This window comes from Mycobacterium tilburgii, from assembly GCF_902168065.1.
In the GTDB taxonomy this organism is placed as follows: domain Bacteria; phylum Actinomycetota; class Actinomycetes; order Mycobacteriales; family Mycobacteriaceae; genus Mycobacterium; species Mycobacterium tilburgii.
On the sequence record NZ_LR655691.1, the window covers coordinates 46078 to 62515 of the forward strand.

General features: G+C 67.1%; 17 protein-coding genes, 2 pseudogenes and 1 riboswitch. Of the genes and pseudogenes, 9 read left to right on the top strand and 10 right to left on the bottom strand.

The window, feature by feature from the left end:
* Nucleotides 1–33: 33 nt before the first annotated feature.
* From FQ389_RS02300 to glnX, 3 genes are read right to left on the bottom strand one after another with little or no spacing between them, the layout of a single operon-like run.
* Nucleotides 34–2289 (bottom strand): serine/threonine-protein kinase PknG, encoded by a 2256-nt coding sequence (locus FQ389_RS02300; protein WP_144205939.1) that lies wholly within the window; start codon nt 2287–2289, stop codon nt 34–36.
* Entirely contained in the window at nt 2289–3269 is a 981-nt protein-coding gene (locus FQ389_RS02295; protein WP_144205940.1) for a glutamate ABC transporter substrate-binding protein, read from the bottom strand. Before FQ389_RS02295 ends, FQ389_RS02300 begins: the two co-directional genes overlap by 1 nt.
* Nucleotides 3269–4588 (bottom strand): protein kinase G-activating protein GlnX, encoded by a 1320-nt coding sequence (gene glnX, locus FQ389_RS02290; protein ID WP_144205941.1) that lies wholly within the window; start codon nt 4586–4588, stop codon nt 3269–3271. Before glnX ends, FQ389_RS02295 begins: the two co-directional genes overlap by 1 nt.
* 131 nt (nt 4589–4719) lie before the next feature.
* Between glnX and FQ389_RS02285 the strand changes: the two genes are divergently transcribed.
* Complete coding sequence (locus FQ389_RS02285; RefSeq protein ID WP_144205942.1) at nt 4720–5361, top strand: NUDIX hydrolase; 642 nt, start codon at nt 4720–4722, stop codon at nt 5359–5361.
* Here the strand turns inward: FQ389_RS02285 and thiE are convergent.
* A complete protein-coding gene (gene thiE, locus FQ389_RS02280) occupies nt 5333–6025 on the bottom strand; it encodes a thiamine phosphate synthase (protein WP_144205943.1) in 693 nt (230 codons plus the stop codon). The two genes, FQ389_RS02285 and thiE, sit on opposite strands and share 29 nt — an antisense overlap.
* A gap of 155 nt (nt 6026–6180) precedes the next feature.
* Between thiE and thiO the strand changes: the two genes are divergently transcribed.
* The 3 genes from thiO to thiG are packed head-to-tail and all read left to right on the top strand — an operon-like array spanning nt 6181 to nt 8154.
* Nucleotides 6181–7197 carry a glycine oxidase ThiO gene (thiO, locus tag FQ389_RS02275; RefSeq protein ID WP_144205944.1) on the top strand — a complete coding sequence of 339 codons (1017 nt, stop codon included), beginning with the start codon at nt 6181–6183 and terminating at the stop codon, nt 7195–7197.
* Entirely contained in the window at nt 7194–7391 is a 198-nt protein-coding gene (gene thiS, locus FQ389_RS02270) for a sulfur carrier protein ThiS (RefSeq protein ID WP_144205945.1), read from the top strand. The genes thiO and thiS overlap by 4 nt, the downstream gene beginning before the upstream one ends.
* Nucleotides 7384–8154, top strand: a complete 771-nt coding sequence (thiG, locus tag FQ389_RS02265) for a thiazole synthase (protein WP_144205946.1) — start codon at nt 7384–7386, stop codon at nt 8152–8154. Before thiS ends, thiG begins: the two co-directional genes overlap by 8 nt.
* 421 nt (nt 8155–8575) lie before the next feature.
* Here the strand turns inward: thiG and FQ389_RS17645 are convergent, their stop codons facing one another.
* Nucleotides 8576–8737: a hypothetical protein gene (locus FQ389_RS17645; protein ID WP_186296234.1), complete on the bottom strand. Its 162-nt coding sequence runs from the start codon at nt 8735–8737 to the stop codon at nt 8576–8578.
* Nucleotides 8738–9163: 426 nt separating this feature from the next.
* Between FQ389_RS17645 and FQ389_RS02260 the strand changes: the two genes are divergently transcribed.
* The 4 genes and pseudogenes from FQ389_RS02260 to FQ389_RS02250 all read left to right on the top strand — a co-directional run bounded on the left by FQ389_RS02260 (nt 9164) and on the right by FQ389_RS02250 (nt 11234).
* Nucleotides 9164–9583 carry a DUF2752 domain-containing protein gene (locus tag FQ389_RS02260; protein ID WP_144205947.1) on the top strand — a complete coding sequence of 140 codons (420 nt, stop codon included), beginning with the start codon at nt 9164–9166 and terminating at the stop codon, nt 9581–9583.
* Between the two features lie 20 nt (nt 9584–9603).
* A pseudogene (locus FQ389_RS02255) lies at nt 9604–10685 on the top strand (M28 family peptidase); the annotation flags it as partial.
* Complete coding sequence (locus FQ389_RS21890) at nt 10577–11017, top strand: oxygenase MpaB family protein (RefSeq protein WP_407662725.1); 441 nt, start codon at nt 10577–10579, stop codon at nt 11015–11017. The pseudogene FQ389_RS02255 and the gene FQ389_RS21890, both read left to right, overlap by 109 nt.
* A gap of 28 nt (nt 11018–11045) precedes the next feature.
* The gene (locus tag FQ389_RS02250; RefSeq protein ID WP_144205948.1) at nt 11046–11234 is read left to right on the top strand and encodes a hypothetical protein; all 189 of its coding nucleotides are present in this window, start codon (nt 11046–11048) and stop codon (nt 11232–11234) included.
* Nucleotides 11235–11237: 3 nt separating this feature from the next.
* On the opposite strand, the gene FQ389_RS02245 is transcribed toward FQ389_RS02250, so the two are convergent.
* The 3 genes from FQ389_RS02245 to thiC all read right to left on the bottom strand — a co-directional run bounded on the left by FQ389_RS02245 (nt 11238) and on the right by thiC (nt 14352).
* Nucleotides 11238–11858: an alpha/beta hydrolase family protein gene (locus FQ389_RS02245; RefSeq protein WP_144205949.1), complete on the bottom strand. Its 621-nt coding sequence runs from the start codon at nt 11856–11858 to the stop codon at nt 11238–11240.
* Nucleotides 11855–12703, bottom strand: coding sequence for a bifunctional hydroxymethylpyrimidine kinase/phosphomethylpyrimidine kinase (gene thiD, locus FQ389_RS02240; protein WP_144205950.1), 849 nt, complete (start codon nt 12701–12703; stop codon nt 11855–11857). Before thiD ends, FQ389_RS02245 begins: the two co-directional genes overlap by 4 nt.
* The gene (gene thiC / locus FQ389_RS02235) at nt 12700–14352 is read right to left on the bottom strand and encodes a phosphomethylpyrimidine synthase ThiC (protein ID WP_407662723.1); all 1653 of its coding nucleotides are present in this window, start codon (nt 14350–14352) and stop codon (nt 12700–12702) included. The genes thiD and thiC overlap by 4 nt, the downstream gene beginning before the upstream one ends.
* A riboswitch (TPP riboswitch) is annotated at nt 14344–14454 on the bottom strand. Its footprint overlaps the gene before it by 9 nt.
* 148 nt (nt 14455–14602) lie before the next feature.
* Here thiC and FQ389_RS02230 point away from each other — a divergent pair.
* A pseudogene (locus FQ389_RS02230) lies at nt 14603–15317 on the top strand (ANTAR domain-containing protein); the annotation flags it as partial.
* 30 nt (nt 15318–15347) lie between these two features.
* Here FQ389_RS02230 and FQ389_RS02225 read toward each other — a convergent pair.
* Together FQ389_RS02225 and FQ389_RS02215 are read right to left on the bottom strand one after the other, a co-directional pair.
* A complete protein-coding gene (locus tag FQ389_RS02225; RefSeq protein ID WP_144205951.1) occupies nt 15348–15623 on the bottom strand; it encodes a hypothetical protein in 276 nt (91 codons plus the stop codon).
* Between the two features lie 355 nt (nt 15624–15978).
* Entirely contained in the window at nt 15979–16416 is a 438-nt protein-coding gene (locus FQ389_RS02215; protein ID WP_144205962.1) for a hypothetical protein, read from the bottom strand.
* Nucleotides 16417–16438: the final 22 nt, after the last annotated feature.

A 16438-nucleotide genomic window follows, 5' to 3' on the forward strand; every position in this document is an offset into this window, starting at 1 on the left:
CACTCAACGTCGCAGACGCACAGGGCCGCACACCTAGAAGGTGCTGGTTGGGCGCACCTTATTGGCCATGTCGACCAGCGTGTAGCGGTGCCGCTGCGTCGGCGCAACCCGGGCCAAGCTACGCAACGACGCCTCCACACCCAGCCGCAACCCGTGCTGGGTGAACGGGAAGCCGAGGATGTGGTTGGTGCTGGCCTGGTTGTCCTGCAGCCAGTCCATCGCGGCGCCCAGGACCAGCGCGCGGATCTGCAGCACCCGCGGCTCGGTGGGCGGCAGCGCCTCGACTCGCCGGGCGGCGTCGCGAATCTGCTCCTCGGTGATCTCGCTGCTCGATCGGCCGGACAGCAGCGTCACGGCGCTCGTCAGCCGGGCGGTGGTGAAATGCCGAGACGTCGGCGGGACCTCGTCGAGGGTGCGCACCGCACGCATCCGATCTCCCGCCGCGGAAAGGGATCTCGCCAACCCGAACGCCGCCGAGATCACGCCGTCGTTGGTGCGCCACACCGTTTCGTAGAACTTGTTCACGTCGACGTTGCCGGCGAGCTCGCCGGTCGCGGCCAACGCCAGCTTCGGCGCCAGTTCGCCGGGGAAGATGTCGAGCACCTCGGTGAAATGCTTGATCACGGAATCGTAGTCGCCGGTGAGCAATTCGGCGACGGCGCGGAACCAAACAAGCCGCCAGCGCCACCCTACCCGCTCGGCCAGGTCGTCGAGCTTGCGGGTCGCCTTGGCCACATCGCCTAGGTCGAGCAGCGCGCGGACTTCCATCAGCGGCAGCTCGACGGACTCCGAGACGTCGATACCCTCGGCGGCCAGCGAACCGTGCCGCGCTGCACGCAGCGAGTCCAGGGTCTGCACCGGCTGAGACAGCACGGTGGCCTGCAGCACCGGGGCGGCGACGTCGGTCGGATCGACCAGCGGCACCGACAGCGCAGTCACGATCTCGCGCGCCGTCAGCTTCTCCGAATGCACCTGGCCGTCGAGATACACATCGGTGTGCGCGACCGACAGATCCACCCCGAAGGTGGATCGGCTGGGGCTGAACAGTGTCGACAGCCCGGGCCGCGGCACGCCGGAGTCCTGTGCGACCACTTCGCGCAGCACGCCCATCAATTGCGTGGACATCTCCTCGGCGGAGGTAAACCGGCGCCGCGGGTCCGGGTCGATGGCGCGGCGCAGCAGCCGGCCGAACGAGTCGTAGGTGGATAGCACCGGATCGTCTTCGGGCAGCCCGTCGACGTAGCGTCCGTTGCGGGTGCGCAAATTCAGCGTCAGCGCGGCCAACGTGCGGCCCACCGTGTAGATGTCGGTGGCGATCGTCGGCCCGGTGCGCACGATCTCCGGTGCCTGATAGCCCGGTGTGCCGTAGAGGTAGCCGAACGAGTTGATCCGCGAGACCGCGCCGAGGTCGATCAGCTTCAGCTGCTCCTCGGTGAGCATGATGTTCTCCGGCTTGAGGTCGTTGTAGACCAAGCCGATCGAATGCAGATAGCTCAGCGCCGGCAGGATTTCCAGCAGGTAGGCGATGGCTTCGGCGACGGGCAGCTTTTTGTCCTTCTTCCCCCGCTTGAGTGACCGACCGCCGATGTACTCCATGACGATGTAGCCGACCGGGTTGCCGTGCCGGTCGGTGTGCTCGACGAAGTTGAAGATCTGCACGATCTGCGGGTGGACGACCTCGGCGAGGAATTTCCGTTCGGCCATCGCGATAGCCTGCGCTTCGGCGTCACCAGAATGCACCAGCCCTTTGAGCACCACCGGCCGGTCGTTGACGTTGTGGTCGACGGCCAGGTACACCCAGCCCAGCCCGCCGTGCGCAATGCAGCCCTTGACCTCGTACTGGTTGGCGACGATGTCGCCGGCGTTGAGCTGGGGCAGGAACGAATACGGACTACCGCACGACGGGCACTTGCCCTCCGATGCGCCCTTACCCTCGGCGCTCGACCGGCCCACCGGCTTGCCGCAGTTCCTGCAGAACCGTTTGCTCTCCGGCACCACCGGATTGGTCATCAGCGCCTCGAGCGGATCGATGTCGCGGACCCGCGGGATCTCCACCAGCCCGCCACCGAGCTGCCTGGTGGGCGGCAGCACGCGGGTCGCGACCGTCATCCGGTCTTGCGGTTCGCTGTTAAGGTTGCCCAGCGCGACGTGAGGCAGGTCGTCGTCATCGTCGTCCCAGTCGGGACGGAACAGCGCCTGGGTGGCGTGTATGCGGCCCGTGGTCGCGCCGGTTTGTGCGTCCTGGGTGCCGGGGTCCATGTCCTCGGCGTCGTGTTCGGATTCAGACATCAGTTCACATACCTCGGTACAGGGGGCGCCGGCGCCGGACCCAGAACCGTTAACCACTTGCGGTACAACGTGTTCCAGGTGCCGTCGCGGCGGATGCGCTCCAGTGTGCCGTTGACGAACCGGACAAGTCCCGTGTTGTCCAGGTTGATCCCGATGCCGTAAGGCTGGGTGGCCATGTTCGGTCCGACGATGTGCAGGTAGGGGTCTTCCTCGACCAGCCCGGCAAGAATCGAATCGTCGGTGCTGACGGCGTCGATCTCCCGCTGCTGCATGGCGACCAGGCAGTCCGCCCAGTTGACGACGGAGACGATGATCGGAGGTGGGTCGATCTGGCGGATGCGGTGCAACGACGTGGTGCCCCTGGCCACGCAGACCCGCTTGCCGGACAGGTCGCTTACTTTGGTGATCGGAGAATCACGCGGCGCCAGGATGCGCTGATTGGCGTCGAGGTAGACCGTGGTGAAGTTGACTAGTTTGCGGCGCTCGCAGGTGATGGTCATCGTCTTGACGACGACGTCGACCTCGGAGTGCTGCAGGGCGGTGATGCGCTCGTCCGACGACAGGATCCGGTACTCGACATGCGACGGCGCACCGAAGATGTCGCGCGCGATCTCCCCGGCGATATCCACGTCGAAGCCGGTGATCTCGCCGGTGATGGGGTCACGGAAGCTGAACAGGTTACTGCCGATGTCGAGGCCGACGATCAACCGGCCACGGGCGCGGATGTTTGCCACGGCCGCGTCGGCCTCGGACTTGGTGGCGAACGGCCGCAGGCTGGCGGTGGCGTCGCAGTCCTCCTGGCCGGCGGCGTCCGGCGGCTGGGGCGGCAGTTGCTGCATGCCGACCGGGGTGGGCGGCGGCAGCGTGGGCGCCGTGGCGACGGTCAGCGATTCGGTGTGCCCACAACTTGCCAGCAGCATCGCCGCGGCGAGTGGCCCGAGGTAGGCGCACGCCCGGCGGGTCCTGGGCGGGCGGTTCATTATCGATACTCTTTCAGCCGCGGCCACAGGCCCAGGGCGACCGCGACGGCCGCGCCGAGGCTGAGCACCACGCCGCCGACCTGGGCGCCGGACAGTCCGCTGCGTGCGTTGACCACGTCGTTGCGCAGGCGGGTACGGCTCTGCGTCATCGCCTTGCCCAGCTGATCCTCGAGTTTGTCGAACGCCGGGGTCGAGTCGTCCTCGGCGCTGCCCAGTGCGATCTGGGTGGCGGCGCGGTAGTTGCCGACCGAGATGTAGGAGTTGATGCGATCGTTGGCCTGACGCCACCGCACCAACAGCTCGTCGGCGCCTTGCAGATCGGCTTTGTCGACGGCGTCGTTGCGGGCCATGTAGTGGTCGATCTGCTCGTGCATGTAGTCGATGCGCTGATAGAACGACTGCTTGCGGATCTGCTCGTCGCCGCGCCGAATCAGCGACAGCGTTTCGTCGGCCCGGGCTTGCTGGGCGGTGATCGCCACGTTGGTCGCGGTCTTCAGCGACGCGGCCGCCGTGTCCTTTGCGCTTCGACTGGCGGCCGTGGAGATTGTCAGCGCGGTTCCGACCCAGACCACCATGACGAGAATACCGAGAGCACCCACCACCAGGCCCGGGTTGATTCGGCGCCGGGTCCGCCGGGCCAGCCAGCGATGCGAGAACAGACCGAACGCCACCGTGGTGGCGACGACCAGAATGACCGGGGCCGGGAAGTGCGTGGACGCAGTGGTTTCCGTGTCCACCCGCTCCGAGGTCGCCCGGTACAACTGGGCGGCGTCCGGCAGGATCGTCGACTGCATCAGACCTGAGGCTTCCGACAGATACGACGACCCCACCGGGTTGCCCTCCCGGTTGTTGGTCCGCGCGATCTCGATCAACCCCGTATAGACGGCCAACTCGGCGTTGATCTTGCCGAGCAGCTGCACCAACGGTTCATCGGTCAGCCCACTCGATGCCCGGGTCACGGCCACCGCCGCATCGGTGATGGCCTGCTCGTACCGCAGCCGCACCGGCCACGGCTCGGCCTGGGCGATGAACGCGGTGGCCGCCGCGGCGTCGGCCACCGACAGCGTGGTGTAGAGCCGTCCGGCCGCAAAGGCCAGCGGCTCGGTGTGGTTGAGCACGGTGGTCAGCACTTGCTGGCGATGGTTGATGGTCGTCGAGGTGGCGAACGCGCTCGACACACCGAGTGCCGCCAGCAAAATGCCGATTGTCAGGATGCGTCCTGGGGTCGTCGAGAAGAACCACCAGCGAGGGTGGGCCGGTTCGCCCGGCGACCGCGACCCCAGCGGCTCGGTCGACGGATGCGCCAGCTCAACCGTCACGTGTCTGCAGACCTCAACTTTCGGCCACCGGAGTGCACTGTTCGAAGGCGTATAAGCAAATTCTAAGAGCATGTCGGGACTGATGGGGGAGGCAGACCCAAGTTCGCTGATCGCCTGCATATCCTGAACGCGTGCAAGGCGACGGCGACGGCTGGGTGATCTCCGACAGCGGCGCCCACTACTGGGGTCGGTACGGCGCGGCCGGTCTGTTGTTGCGGGCGCCCCGCCCCGACGGCACCCCTGCCGTGCTGCTGCAACACCGGGCGATGTGGAGCCATCAGGGTGGCACCTGGGGTTTGCCGGGCGGCGCTCGGGACAGTCACGAAACCCCAGAGGATACCGCGGTTCGCGAGGCCCACGAGGAGGCGGGTCTGCCCGTCGAGCGGTTGGCGGTGCGGGCCACGGTGGTCACCGCCGAGGTCGCCGGGCGCGGCGGCACCCAATGGAGCTACACCACAGTCGTCGCCGACGCTGGCGAGTTGCTGCACACCGTGCCCAACCGGGAGAGCGCCGAAATGCGTTGGGTCGCCGAGGACGAGGTGGCCGAGCTGCTGTTGCACCCCGGTTTCGCGGCGAGCTGGCAACGGCTGCGCACCGCGCAGGCGCGGGTGCCACTGGAGGACACCGACGAACGGCGTCAGCAGCTGCCGCGCACCCTCGAGATCGAAGCCGGCGTCTTCGTCTGGTGCATGCCGGGCCCGCGGCTGCGGGCCGATGAGCCGCCCTCGCAGCTGAGCCCGCAGATCAGCTCGCTGCTAGAAGCGCTGACCTGAGCTTTTCTGCCGCCGCGCGCGGGTCCTCGGCCGTGGTGATCGCCCGCACCACCACGATCCGCCGGGCGCCGGCGTCCAGCACCTCGGGCAGCCGCCGCGCATCGATGCCGCCGATCGCGAACCACGGCTTGTCGCCGTCGGCGCTGGGGTTCTGTTGCGCGGCGGTGCGGATCAGTCCCAGACCCGGCGCGGTTCGGCCGGGTTTGGTGAACGTCGGCCAGCACGGCCCCACGCACAAGTAGTCGACGTCGCCGGCCGCGCCGATTCGGGCGGCCGCGACCTGTTCCGCGTCATGCGTGGACAGACCGATCAGCGTGTCCGGGCCGGCGATGTCGCGGGCCACGGCCGGCGACAGGTCGCCTTGGCCCAGGTGCAGAACGTCGGCGCCGGCGGCGCGGGCGATGTCGGCGCGATCGTTGACGGCGAACAGCGCGCCGTGCCGGTGGGCCGCGTCCGCGAGGATTTCGCAGGCGGCCAACTCGTCGCGGGCCTCGAGCGGCCCGAACCGCTGCTCGCCGGGCGACCCCTTGTCACGCAGCTGAATGATGTCCACTCCGCCCGCCACCGCCGCCTCGGCGAACTGGGCCAAATCGCCGCGCTCGCGCCGCGCGTCGGTACAGAGATAAAGTTTTGCGGAAGTTAGTCGGGTAACACGTGGATGCACACAATGACGCTAGCGCGCTAGCGTGGTACCCGGACAATTTTAGAGACACGGGAGTCCCGGGTGATTGCGGGGCTGAGAATGGGCACATCCAGAGCCACCGGACCTGCCCTTACCGTCACACCTGATCCGGATCATGCCGGCGAAGGGAGCTGGGGATGATTTCAAGCAAACAGACGCTGGCCGTCATTGGCGGCGGTGTCATTGGGCTGTCCGTGGCGCGTCGAGCGGTTCAGGCCGGCTGGTCGGTGCGGGTGCACCGCACCGACGTGCGGGGCGCGTCCTGGGTCGCCGGGGGCATGCTGGCGCCGCACAGCGAGGGCTGGCCGGGCGAGGAGCACCTGCTGCGATTGGGCCTTGACTCGCTGCGGCTGTGGCACGAGGGCGGTTACCTGGATGGGTTGCCGCCGGGTGTGATCACCGCGCGGGAGTCGCTGGTGGTGGCCGTGGACCGGGCCGACGTCGCCGATCTGCGCACGGTCGCGGAGTGGCTGGAGGCCCAGGGCCATCTGGTCATCTGGGAGTCGGCGGCGCGTGACGTCGAACCCCTGCTGGCGCAAGGTATCCGACACGGTTTTCGGGCGCCCACCGAGATGGCCGTGGGCAACCGCGCCGTGGTGGATGCGCTGGAGGCGGACTGCGAACGTCGTGGCGTCACGTGGGCGCCGCCGGCCGAGGACCTGTCGCGGGTGGAGGGTGACGCGGTGGTGATCGCCAACGGTATCGACGCACCGACGTTGTGGCCCGGCCTGGCGGTGCACCCGGTCAAGGGTGAGGTGCTGCGACTGCGCTGGCGCAAGGGGTGTATGCCGTTGCTGCGCAGGGTTGTTCGCGCCCGCGTGCACGGACGCCAGGTCTACGTGGTGCCGCGCCCGGACGGGGTGGTGGTCGGCGCGACGCAGTATGAGCACGGCCGCGACACCGCCCCGGTGGTGTCCGGCGTACGCGACCTACTCGACGACGCGTGCGCGGTGCTGCCGGCGCTAGGTGAGTACGAACTGGCCGAATGCGCGGCCGGGCTGCGCCCGATGACGCCGGATAATCTGCCGCTGGTAGGCCGCCTGGACAAGCGCACGCTGGTGGCGGCCGGGCACGGCCGGTCGGGTTTCCTGCTGGCGCCGTGGACAGCGGAACAGATCGTCGGCGAACTTGCTCCGGTCGGGGCGCGCTCATGATCGTCATGGTCAACGAGCAGGCGGTCGAGATCGACGGGCAGACCACGGTCGCCGGTTTGCTGCAATCGATGGGCTTTCCGGAACGGGGCATCGCGGTGGCGGTGGACGACGCGGTGCTTCCCCGATCTAGCTGGACGACAACACTTTCCGATGGTGCTCGGGTTGAGATAGTGACGGCGGTGCAGGGTGGCTGATTCCAAATTGACGATCGCGGACCGCAGCTTCGCGTCGCGACTGATCATGGGGACCGGGGGAGCGACGAACCTGGCGGTGCTGGAGGCGGCGCTGGTCGCCTCGGGCACCGAGCTGACCACGGTCGCGATGCGCCGCGTCGACGCCGACGGGGGCACCGGTCTGCTCGACCTGCTCAACCGGCTCAACATCACCCCGCTGCCCAACACCGCGGGGTGCCGCAGCGCCGCCGAAGCGGTGCTCACCGCCCAGCTGGCGCGCGATGCCCTCGACACCAACTGGGTCAAACTCGAGGTAATCGCCGACGAGCGTACCTTGCTGCCCGACGCGGTCGAGTTAGTCCGGGCGGCAGAGCAATTGGTCGACGACGGCTTCACCGTGTTGCCCTACACCAACGACGACCCGGTGCTGGCCCGCCGGCTCGAGGACACCGGCTGCGCGGCGGTGATGCCGCTGGGCTCGCCGATCGGAACCGGCTTGGGGATCAACAATCCGCACAACATCGAGATGATCGTGGCGCGGGCCGGGATCCCGGTGGTACTCGACGCCGGCATCGGCACCGCCAGTGACGCCGCGCTGGCGATGGAATTGGGTTGCGACGCCGTGCTCTTGGCCAGCGCCGTGACCCGCGCCGCCGATCCGCCTGCCATGGCCGCCGCGATGGCGGCCGCCGTCACCGCCGGTCATCTGACCCAGGGCGCCGGACGGATCCCGAAGCGGTTCTGGGCGCAAACGTCCAGCCCACAGCGCTGGCCAATGTATTGACATCGGATGAACTGCCGGTGGTATCCACCGTAGCGGTGGCGGCACCGATGCAGCAAAACCTGCAGTGAAGGCGGTTACGGTCGCGACTCGCAGAGTGGAAGTGAGGTAAGGCATCGTCAACTCCTGAAAATAGTTCAACCGCTCAGCGGGCCGCGCTGACGATATTCGTGTTGTGAGAATGATCGTAGGGATAAACCCCCGGACGCAACCCATTCCGCCGAATACCATTTACATCGGCATCATTTGGTGTGGGTCAGCCGTTATTTCGCCACGATTTGGTACAGCGCGGGCACATCGGCCCCGGCGGTGCGGATCACGCCCACAGCATGTTCTTGCCGGTGTTGGCCCAAATGATCTCGGCGTGGTTCTGAAAGGTCCTCCACGCAATTGATCCCGCGGTCGTGGTCGAGCTGCCCTGATGTCAGAGCGTGGGCGCGGGCTTGTCCCCGCAGTTGCTCAGGGTGTCGCCGCCGATGAGTGCATTAAACGAGCTCGTGGGACCGTCGTCGCCGAACAGTAAGTACTTGGCCAGGATCGGCTCGGTCAGGTCGGGGCTCGTCCCGCACCAGGTAGGCCAGTGCACCGCGGGGAACCGGCTGGGTGGTGCAGTTGTTCAGCCCATACCCTTTCGAGAGCACGCTGGCCAGTGTGTTCTCCGCCGCATTGCCGGTGTCGGGATCGGCCGCCACGGGGGCGGCCGATCCCGACCGTGGGGGCCGCCGCCCCTCGCGCCACCGTGGCTAGGTAACCCATTCCGCGCGACCGTAGGATCGTGCGTCGGTCGGTCAATACAATCCGTTGGTGAGCGGGTTGTGAGCACAGGGCCAGTAAGGCGAGGCGCAGGCGGCCGCCGATGCCGCCAAGGAGTGGGTGAAGTGGTCGCTCATCGCCGTGTTCGTTAGCGCCGTCCTCTACGCCATCGTTCTGGGAATCATCGCCCTGACCGTTGACACCTCGACATCTACTACCCTGGCCGCGATGCGCTGAAAAGCGGGCTACGCTCGCGGTCATGCGCCAGGGACATGTTGCGGTTAAACTCGGCGCCCCGCTGGTGGTCGCCGCGTCCGCCACGTTGGTGTGCGCCGCGACCTGGCTGGGCGACCCGACCACGCCGGGTGGGCCCCTGCCGGTATGCCCCACCAAGGCGCTGCTCGGCATCGACTGCCCAGGCTGCGGCAGTCTGCGAATGCTGTATTCGCTGCTGCACGGCAACCTGATGGCCGCCGCCAGGTTCAATGCGTTGGGTCTGGCGGCGGTCGTGCTGTTGGTGTGGGCGTATGCGGTGTGGACCTACGGTCAAGTCAAGGGCCGGCACATCCGAAGCTGGCAGCACCAGCGCTGGTCAGCCGCGGTGGTGCTGTCGTTGGTCATGGTTTGGTTTGTGGTGCGCAACATTTCGTTTGCCCCATTTAGCGGGCTGTATGTCTGAAACGTCTAACCTTAGACGCGATGGTGAACAAATCCCGAGCGTTGGCGGCGATCCTTGCCGCGGTCGCCCTCGCCGCGACGCTGAGCGGCTGCTTCCATCGGTCGGCGAACTCGCAGCCGGCCAGTAACCCGCGGCGGCGGAATTCGCCGGGGCGCTGCACAACAAGGTCACCGCCGACGCCATGATGGTGCATCTGACGAAGCTGCAAGACATCGCGAACGCCAATAACGGCACCCGAGCGGTTGGCATCCCCGGCTACTTCCCGCAACACGTCGAATCGCTGAACCTCGATGGACAGGGGACACCGGGCTATGACGCCAGCGTCGAGTATGTGGAAAAAGCCTTGCGGGACAAAAGCTTCGACGTCGCCACGCCCTAGTGCTACCGGCTGTACGCCGTGTCACCGGGCAAGCCGTCGCTGACAATCGCCGGCAGCACCTATTCGGTGGACCAGGCCTCGCTGCTGGTCCGGACGCCGCGCGACGGTCTGACCGGCCCACCGGTGCGTCCTGGGCAACCGTAGGGTTACGCTGTGGGCGATTATCCGGCGACGCTGCCCGCAGGGGCGATCGCCGTCGTCGACGACGCTCGGTGCTCGGTGGTCGACAAGCAGAACAGCGCGAAGGCCAGGGGCGTGGCGGCGCTGATCGTGGTGAGCGCGCCCAGCGGTCAGGGTGCCCCGCCGAACTTGTTTCAACCCCTGACGATGCCCGTGGCCGTGGTCGGTAGTTACGGCGGCAACGCGCTGGCCCGCACCACCGCATCGGTACGCCTGGTGCTCGACGCCGAGAACATCAACGTGACCACACGAAACGTTCTGGCGCAGACCAAGACCGGCTCGACGAAAGACGTCATCATGGTCGGCGCCCATCTGGACGGACCGTGCACCGGACCAGGCATCAACGACAACGGATCCGGCGTGGCCGCCGTGTTGGAAACCGCGTTACAGGTCGGCCCACTGGCGCCGGTGAACAACGCGGTGTGGTTCGTGTTCTGGGGAGCCGACGAGGATGGCCTCAACGGGGTGCTGGATTACGTGTTCGGTCTGAACGACGAGCAGCTCAACGACATCGCGATGTACCTGAACTTCAATCTGCTCGGTCTGGTCGGCTTGAAGATGGTCAATCCGCTGCTTCGGCTGCCGTTCGACCCCTGCTACGCTTTCTCACGGTCGGTTTTCTGGCGCCGGTCTTCCGCGACGCGCTGGGCCTCACTTGGACCGAGGTCGAGCAGCGGCGCTTTGAACGGTTGTTCTTTTTGGTCGCTTTCGTGAACCGATTCATTCCCCCGTTCCTGTACCAAGGGGGAAGCCATGTACTGCTGGCGGGATGTCCGAGCGCCGGGTCGAGCGACGCGAACCGCTGCTGTAGTCGCCGGGTGAAGATGCGAGGCGGGTCATGGAGCCGTTACGACGTATTCTGTAGCGCGGGGTGACCGTCGGCGCGCTGCTGGAGATCGCGCTGTGGCTTGCCGTGCCCTACATCGCGGCGGCGTCTGGGCCGCGATCCATCCCGAACGGCTGCACGAGCTCGAGGCGGAGTGGAGCAAGATGGTGCCGGCCGGCGCGAACATGGCCGCCCTTGGCGAGGTGATCGTGTTGTGGCCCGTGGTGTTGCTGCTCCCCACCTCGTGCATGCTGCCGGGGTCGTGACGGCTACCCCAACATCCGCAGCGCCGCGTCAACCGCGAGCGCGGGTACATCGAGGGTGCTGGAACGCAAATCGTGTCGCGCGCCGGTGATTTCGATGACTTCGGTCGGCGCCGCGATCAGCGCCGCAGCATCGCGCACCTCGACGGGTGTACCGAATGGATCCGAGGTGCCGTGGGTGAACACGGTCGGCACCCGGATGTCGGGCAGGTGTTCGGTGCGCAGCCGCTCCGGCTTCCCCGGCGGGTGCACCGGATAGGAGAACAGCGTCAGGACGTCGATGTGCGGTGAGTTCGTTTCGGCCACCACCATGGAGGTCTGCTGGCCTCCGTAGGAGTGCCCGCCCGCGATTAGCGGGCGGTCGGCCAGGCCGAGGCAGACGGTGATCGCCTCGACGATGCCCGCGCGGTCGGTGGTCGCCGAACCTGACGGGGGGCCTTTGGGGCGGCGCCGCCGGTAAGGCAGGTTGTACCGGATCGCCAGCCAGCCACGGCGGGCCCACTCGTCGCAAATCTGTTGTAGCAGTGGAGAATCCCGATCGCCTCCGGCGCCGTGAGTCAGCACGACGACACCGCGCGCCACCTCGTCGGGTGGGTGCGCGATGCCCGCGATCGTGTCGAGATTCATGCGAGCCGGAACAGTGGAGAGACGGGCCCGTGACCCGCTCCGAGTGGGTAGCCGGCGCGCAGGCATTCGGTGACCCAGCGCTTGGCGAACCCGACGCCGTCAGGCACGGTGAACCCGTATGCCAGCGTGCAGGCGGCCGCGGCGGCCAGCGTGTCACCGCCGCCGTGGTCGTTGCCGGTGGCTATCCGCTTCGCGACGAACTCGTGGAAGTCGGCGCCTTCGGAAGGCCCGTACAGCAAGTCGCAGCTGCGTTCCGACGAACGCAGGTGGCCACCCTTCACCAGGACCCACTGCGGTCCCAGCGCGTGAAGCGCCTTCGCGGCCGCGCGCTGCGAGTTGGCATCCACCACGTCGATACCGACCAGCAGTCGCACCTCGTCGAGGTTCGGGGTCACCAGCGTGGCCAACGGAAAGAGCTGGCCGCGCAGCGAATCGAGAGCCGCTGGTGCCATCAGTGCACCGCCGTGCATCGACGCGGCGACCGGGTCGACGACCAGCGGCACCGTCAACCCGAGGCGGCGCCAGGTGGCGGCCACGGTGTCGATGATGCGGGGCGATGCCAGCATCCCCGTCTTGGCGGCCTGGACACCGATGTCGGTGACCACGGCCTCGATCTGGCTCGCCACGACGTCGTCGGGAACCTCATGAAAGCCCTTGACGCCCAGCGTGTTCTGCGCCGTCACCGCGGTGATCGCGATGCAGGCGTGCAGGCCCAGCATCGCGATCGTGCGCATGTCGGCTTGTATGCCCGCACCGCCCCCGGAGTCCGATCCGGCGATCGAGAGCACCCGCGCCGGCGTGCTGCCCGGCGGCGGCACGGGCAGCACCGGAGGCGAAAAGGTCACTGCGCCAGCGGTAGATACACCCGGTTGCCGTGCTCGGCGAACTCGCGAGACTTCTCCGCCATGCCCTCCGACATCGCCGCCTCGATCGCTTCCTCGCTGCCGAGCCCGTGCTTGGCGGCGTAGTCGCGAACATCCTGGGTGATGCGCATGGAGCAGAACTTCGGCCCGCACATCGAGCAGAAGTGCGCCGTCTTGGCGGGTTCGGCCGGCAGCGTCTCGTCGTGGTATTCCCGCGCGGTGTCGGGATCCAGTGACAGCGCGAACTGGTCATTCCAGCGAAACTCGAAGCGCGCCTGGGACAGCGCGTTGTCGCGATCCTGGGCGTGTGGGTGGCCCTTGGCCAGATCTCCCGCGTGCGCGGCGATCTTGTAGGCGATCACCCCGTCCTTGACATCCTTGCGGTCCGGCAGCCCCAGGTGCTCCTTGGGTGTCACGTAGCAGAGCATCGCTGTGCCGGCCTGGGCGATGATGGCCGCGCCGATCGCCGAGGTGATGTGGTCGTAGGCCGGCGCGATGTCGGTGGCCAGCGGGCCCAGCGTGTAGAACGGCGCTTCCTCGCACCATTCCTCTTCCAACCGCACGTTCTCCACGATCTTGTGCATCGGAACGTGTCCGGGGCCTTCGATCATCACCTGCACGCCATGGGATTTCGCGATCTTGGTCAGCTCACCCAGGGTGCGCAGTTCGGCGAACTGCGCGGCGTCATTCGCGTCGGCGATCGAGCCGGGCCGCAGCCCGTCGCCCAGCGAGAAGGTGACGTCGTAGCGGGCGAAGATCTCGCAGAGCTCGTCAAAGTTGGTGTACAGGAACGATTCCTGGTGATGAGCCAGGCACCACGCGGCCATGATCGAACCGCCGCGCGAGACGATGCCGGTGACGCGCTTGGCGGTCAGCGGCACATAACGCAGCAGCACACCGGCGTGCACGGTCATGTAGTCCACACCCTGCTCGCACTGCTTGATCACGGTGTCGCGGTAGAGCTCCCAGGTCAGTTCGGTCGGGTCGCCCTCGGTCTTCTCCAGCGCCTGGTAGATCGGCACGGTGCCGACCGGCACCGGCGAATTGCGCAGGATCCACTCGCGCGTCTCGTGGATGTTCTTGCCGGTGGACAGGTCCATGATGGTGTCGGCGCCCCACCGGGTGGCCCACACCATCTTGTCGACCTCTTCGGCGATCGACGACGTCACCGCCGAGTTCCCGATGTTCGCGTTGACCTTGGTCGCGAACGCCTTGCCGATGATCATCGGCTCGATCTCGGGGTGGTTGTGGTTGGCCGGGATGACCGCGCGCCCACGGGCGACCTCGTCGCGCACCAACTCGGCGGGCCTCCCTTCCCTAGCGGCGATGAACGCCATCTCAGCGGTGATTTCACCGGCGCGGGCGCGTTGCAGCTGCGTGCCGCGGTCGCGGACCAACCTGGCACGCGGCGGCAGCCCGGCCGACAGGTCGATGGTGGCGTCTGGATCGGTGTACGGACCCGAGGTGTCGTACAGGTCGAAATCCTCGCCTGTGGCGAGGTGCACTCTGCGCAGCGGAACACGCAGGGTGACGCCGCCGGGTCCCTCGACCGTGCGGTAGGCCTTACTGCTGCCCGCGATCGGTCCGGTGGTCACGGACGGTGCAGTGGTGGGTGACAAGGTGTCGGTCATCTTTCATCTCCCTACGCCGGCATTACCCGGTCAGGTTCGTACGGTCGACGGCCCCAAGCCGTCCTCTCAGCACACTCAGCGTGCGCTCCCGCGCCTGTTTACTTTTGGTGTGGCTGGATTGCCCGCACCGACGTTACCCTGACCGCGCACGGATTGCGCCGCACGGGGACCACCAGAGCGATCTAGATTACGAAAACCTGCCGGGCGCCGCGGGGCGGAGACGCTTTCCCGACGGGTGCGTCGCCGTCCGATGAATTCGTGGGGGTGGAATGATGAGCCCGTGCAGCAGCCCAAACAAACGGGCGCCGAGGGCGCGGAGGCCGCGCTCCCGTACCTCAATGTCGGCAGTTTCCGGTTCTGGTTCGACGGTGAACGCTGGGAGTGGTCCTACGAGGTTGCGCGAATGCACGGCTGCGAGCCGGGCACGGTGACGCCAGACGACACAACCGATGTTGTCTACACAAGCACCCCGAGGACCGGGAGCACGTTCGCGATCTGCCGCACCACGCCCTGCATTCTGGGGAGTCGTTCTGCATTCCGGGGAGTCGTTTTCCAGCCGTCACCGCTTCGTCGACACCACGGGCGGCGTGCACGAGGCGATTGTCGTGGCCGATCGTATGCTCGACGATGCGGGCGCGGTGCTGGGGACTGCGGGCTACTACATCGACCTGACGAGCACATTCGACGAGAACCAGCCGGAAGTCCTCGACGATGCGCTGCCCGATCTGTTCGAGAACCGCGCGGTCATCGAGCAGGCTAAGGGTGTGTTGATGGCCGTCTACCGGGTCGGCCCCGATCAGGCATTCCGGGTGTTGCAGTGGCGCTCGCAGGAGACCAACGTCAAACTACGCACTCTGGCCAAACAACTGGTCGACTAGGTCAGCGCTATGCCACCGTTGTCGGCGCCTATCCAGGGCCGGTTCGACCAACTGCTGCTCACGGTCCATGAGCGGATCCGCGCCGAAACGGGCCCCGAGCCCGGCCCCCAAGACCAGCTAGGCTTCTTCCATCGCCTCGCCGAGCTTCTCGAGCAGCTTGTTGTGGTGATTGCTGGCCAGCAGGTGCCCCGCCGCGATGACCAGCGCGACCGGCCAGTCGATCAGTTCGAACGCGGCCAGCGCGGCCAGACCGCCGTAGTAGGCCAGCTGTTCGGGGCGCGGGATCTCGGTCTGACCGACCAACGGCAGCTTCACGACGAACGTTTCGCCTTCGCGGATTTTCTGCACCGCGTCGCGTTGCGACGTCGCGCAGCGAGTTTTCTTTTCCGCCATCATTTGCCTTTCAGTAACGAAGGGTTTGCCAACCCTCCGGGTGAGTTTGGTCACTGTCGGAGCTATGGCGACCAAGTCGACAACCGAAATCCTGGCCGATCCGATCGTCGCATCACTCGTTTCGGTGCTGAGTGTGCCGTTGTTCGAACTCTATGCGTTGCTGTGGCGGGCAGATCGTGGAGATCGTCGAGCCGGATCGCAGGCACCGCAGGCCTCCCCCGGTTCTCGGGCCGGGCGCCTCGCGGCCGCACGGGCAGTTGTGCCCCGATCCCTCGGTACACGGATCAAAGCGGTCCGGCCGGCCGCAGCACGCGACGGCATAACCCGTTCTGGGTCCGTTCCGGCCCGTTCCCAATCAGTTGGTGCTGCGTAAGTTGGTGGCGCCCGCCCGACGTCCGGTCGCCTTCTTTGCCGGCGACTTGGCGGCGGATATGCGCGGGGTGACCTTTTGCGGGACCGGCTCGCTGGGCACTCGGGTGAGACTGGCCTTCGGCGTGGCTTCGTCCCTCCGGTTCAACCGGCGCAACACCAGTGCACCGCCGCCGACGGCCAACAGCACCGGCCATTCGACCAGCCCGGTCAGCCCGAGCGCGCCGATGGCCAGCGCGGCCGCCGGCGTGGAATGACTGCCCGAGTTGATGCCGCGTTTGATGCCTTCCGCGGCTCCGGTGACGCCACCGACAATTCCGTTGACTGCCGCGCCCCCGACGGCGCCCGCGGCGGCGGTGGTGGCTTCTGCCGCGCGATTGACTGTTCTTCCCACGCTGCGGACTGCACCGCCGACGACACCCATGATGACTCCCTGGTTCTTCGGT

Excerpts from the sequence above, each read along its gene's own strand:
- thiC (WP_407662723.1), bottom strand. The coding sequence starts at position 14,352 with ATGACCGACACCTTGTCACCCACCACTGCACCGTCCGTGACCACCGGA.
- FQ389_RS02215 (WP_144205962.1), bottom strand. The coding sequence starts at position 16,416 with ATGGGTGTCGTCGGCGGTGCAGTCCGCAGCGTGGGAAGAACAGTCAAT.
- FQ389_RS02260 (WP_144205947.1), top strand. The coding sequence starts at position 9,164 with ATGCGCCAGGGACATGTTGCGGTTAAACTCGGCGCCCCGCTGGTGGTC.
- FQ389_RS02295 (WP_144205940.1), bottom strand. The coding sequence starts at position 3,269 with ATGAACCGCCCGCCCAGGACCCGCCGGGCGTGCGCCTACCTCGGGCCA.
- FQ389_RS02300 (WP_144205939.1), bottom strand. The coding sequence starts at position 2,289 with ATGTCTGAATCCGAACACGACGCCGAGGACATGGACCCCGGCACCCAG.
- thiS (WP_144205945.1), top strand. The coding sequence starts at position 7,194 with ATGATCGTCATGGTCAACGAGCAGGCGGTCGAGATCGACGGGCAGACC.
- thiO (WP_144205944.1), top strand. The coding sequence starts at position 6,181 with ATGATTTCAAGCAAACAGACGCTGGCCGTCATTGGCGGCGGTGTCATT.
- FQ389_RS02225 (WP_144205951.1), bottom strand. The coding sequence starts at position 15,623 with ATGGCGGAAAAGAAAACTCGCTGCGCGACGTCGCAACGCGACGCGGTG.
- FQ389_RS02245 (WP_144205949.1), bottom strand. The coding sequence starts at position 11,858 with ATGAATCTCGACACGATCGCGGGCATCGCGCACCCACCCGACGAGGTG.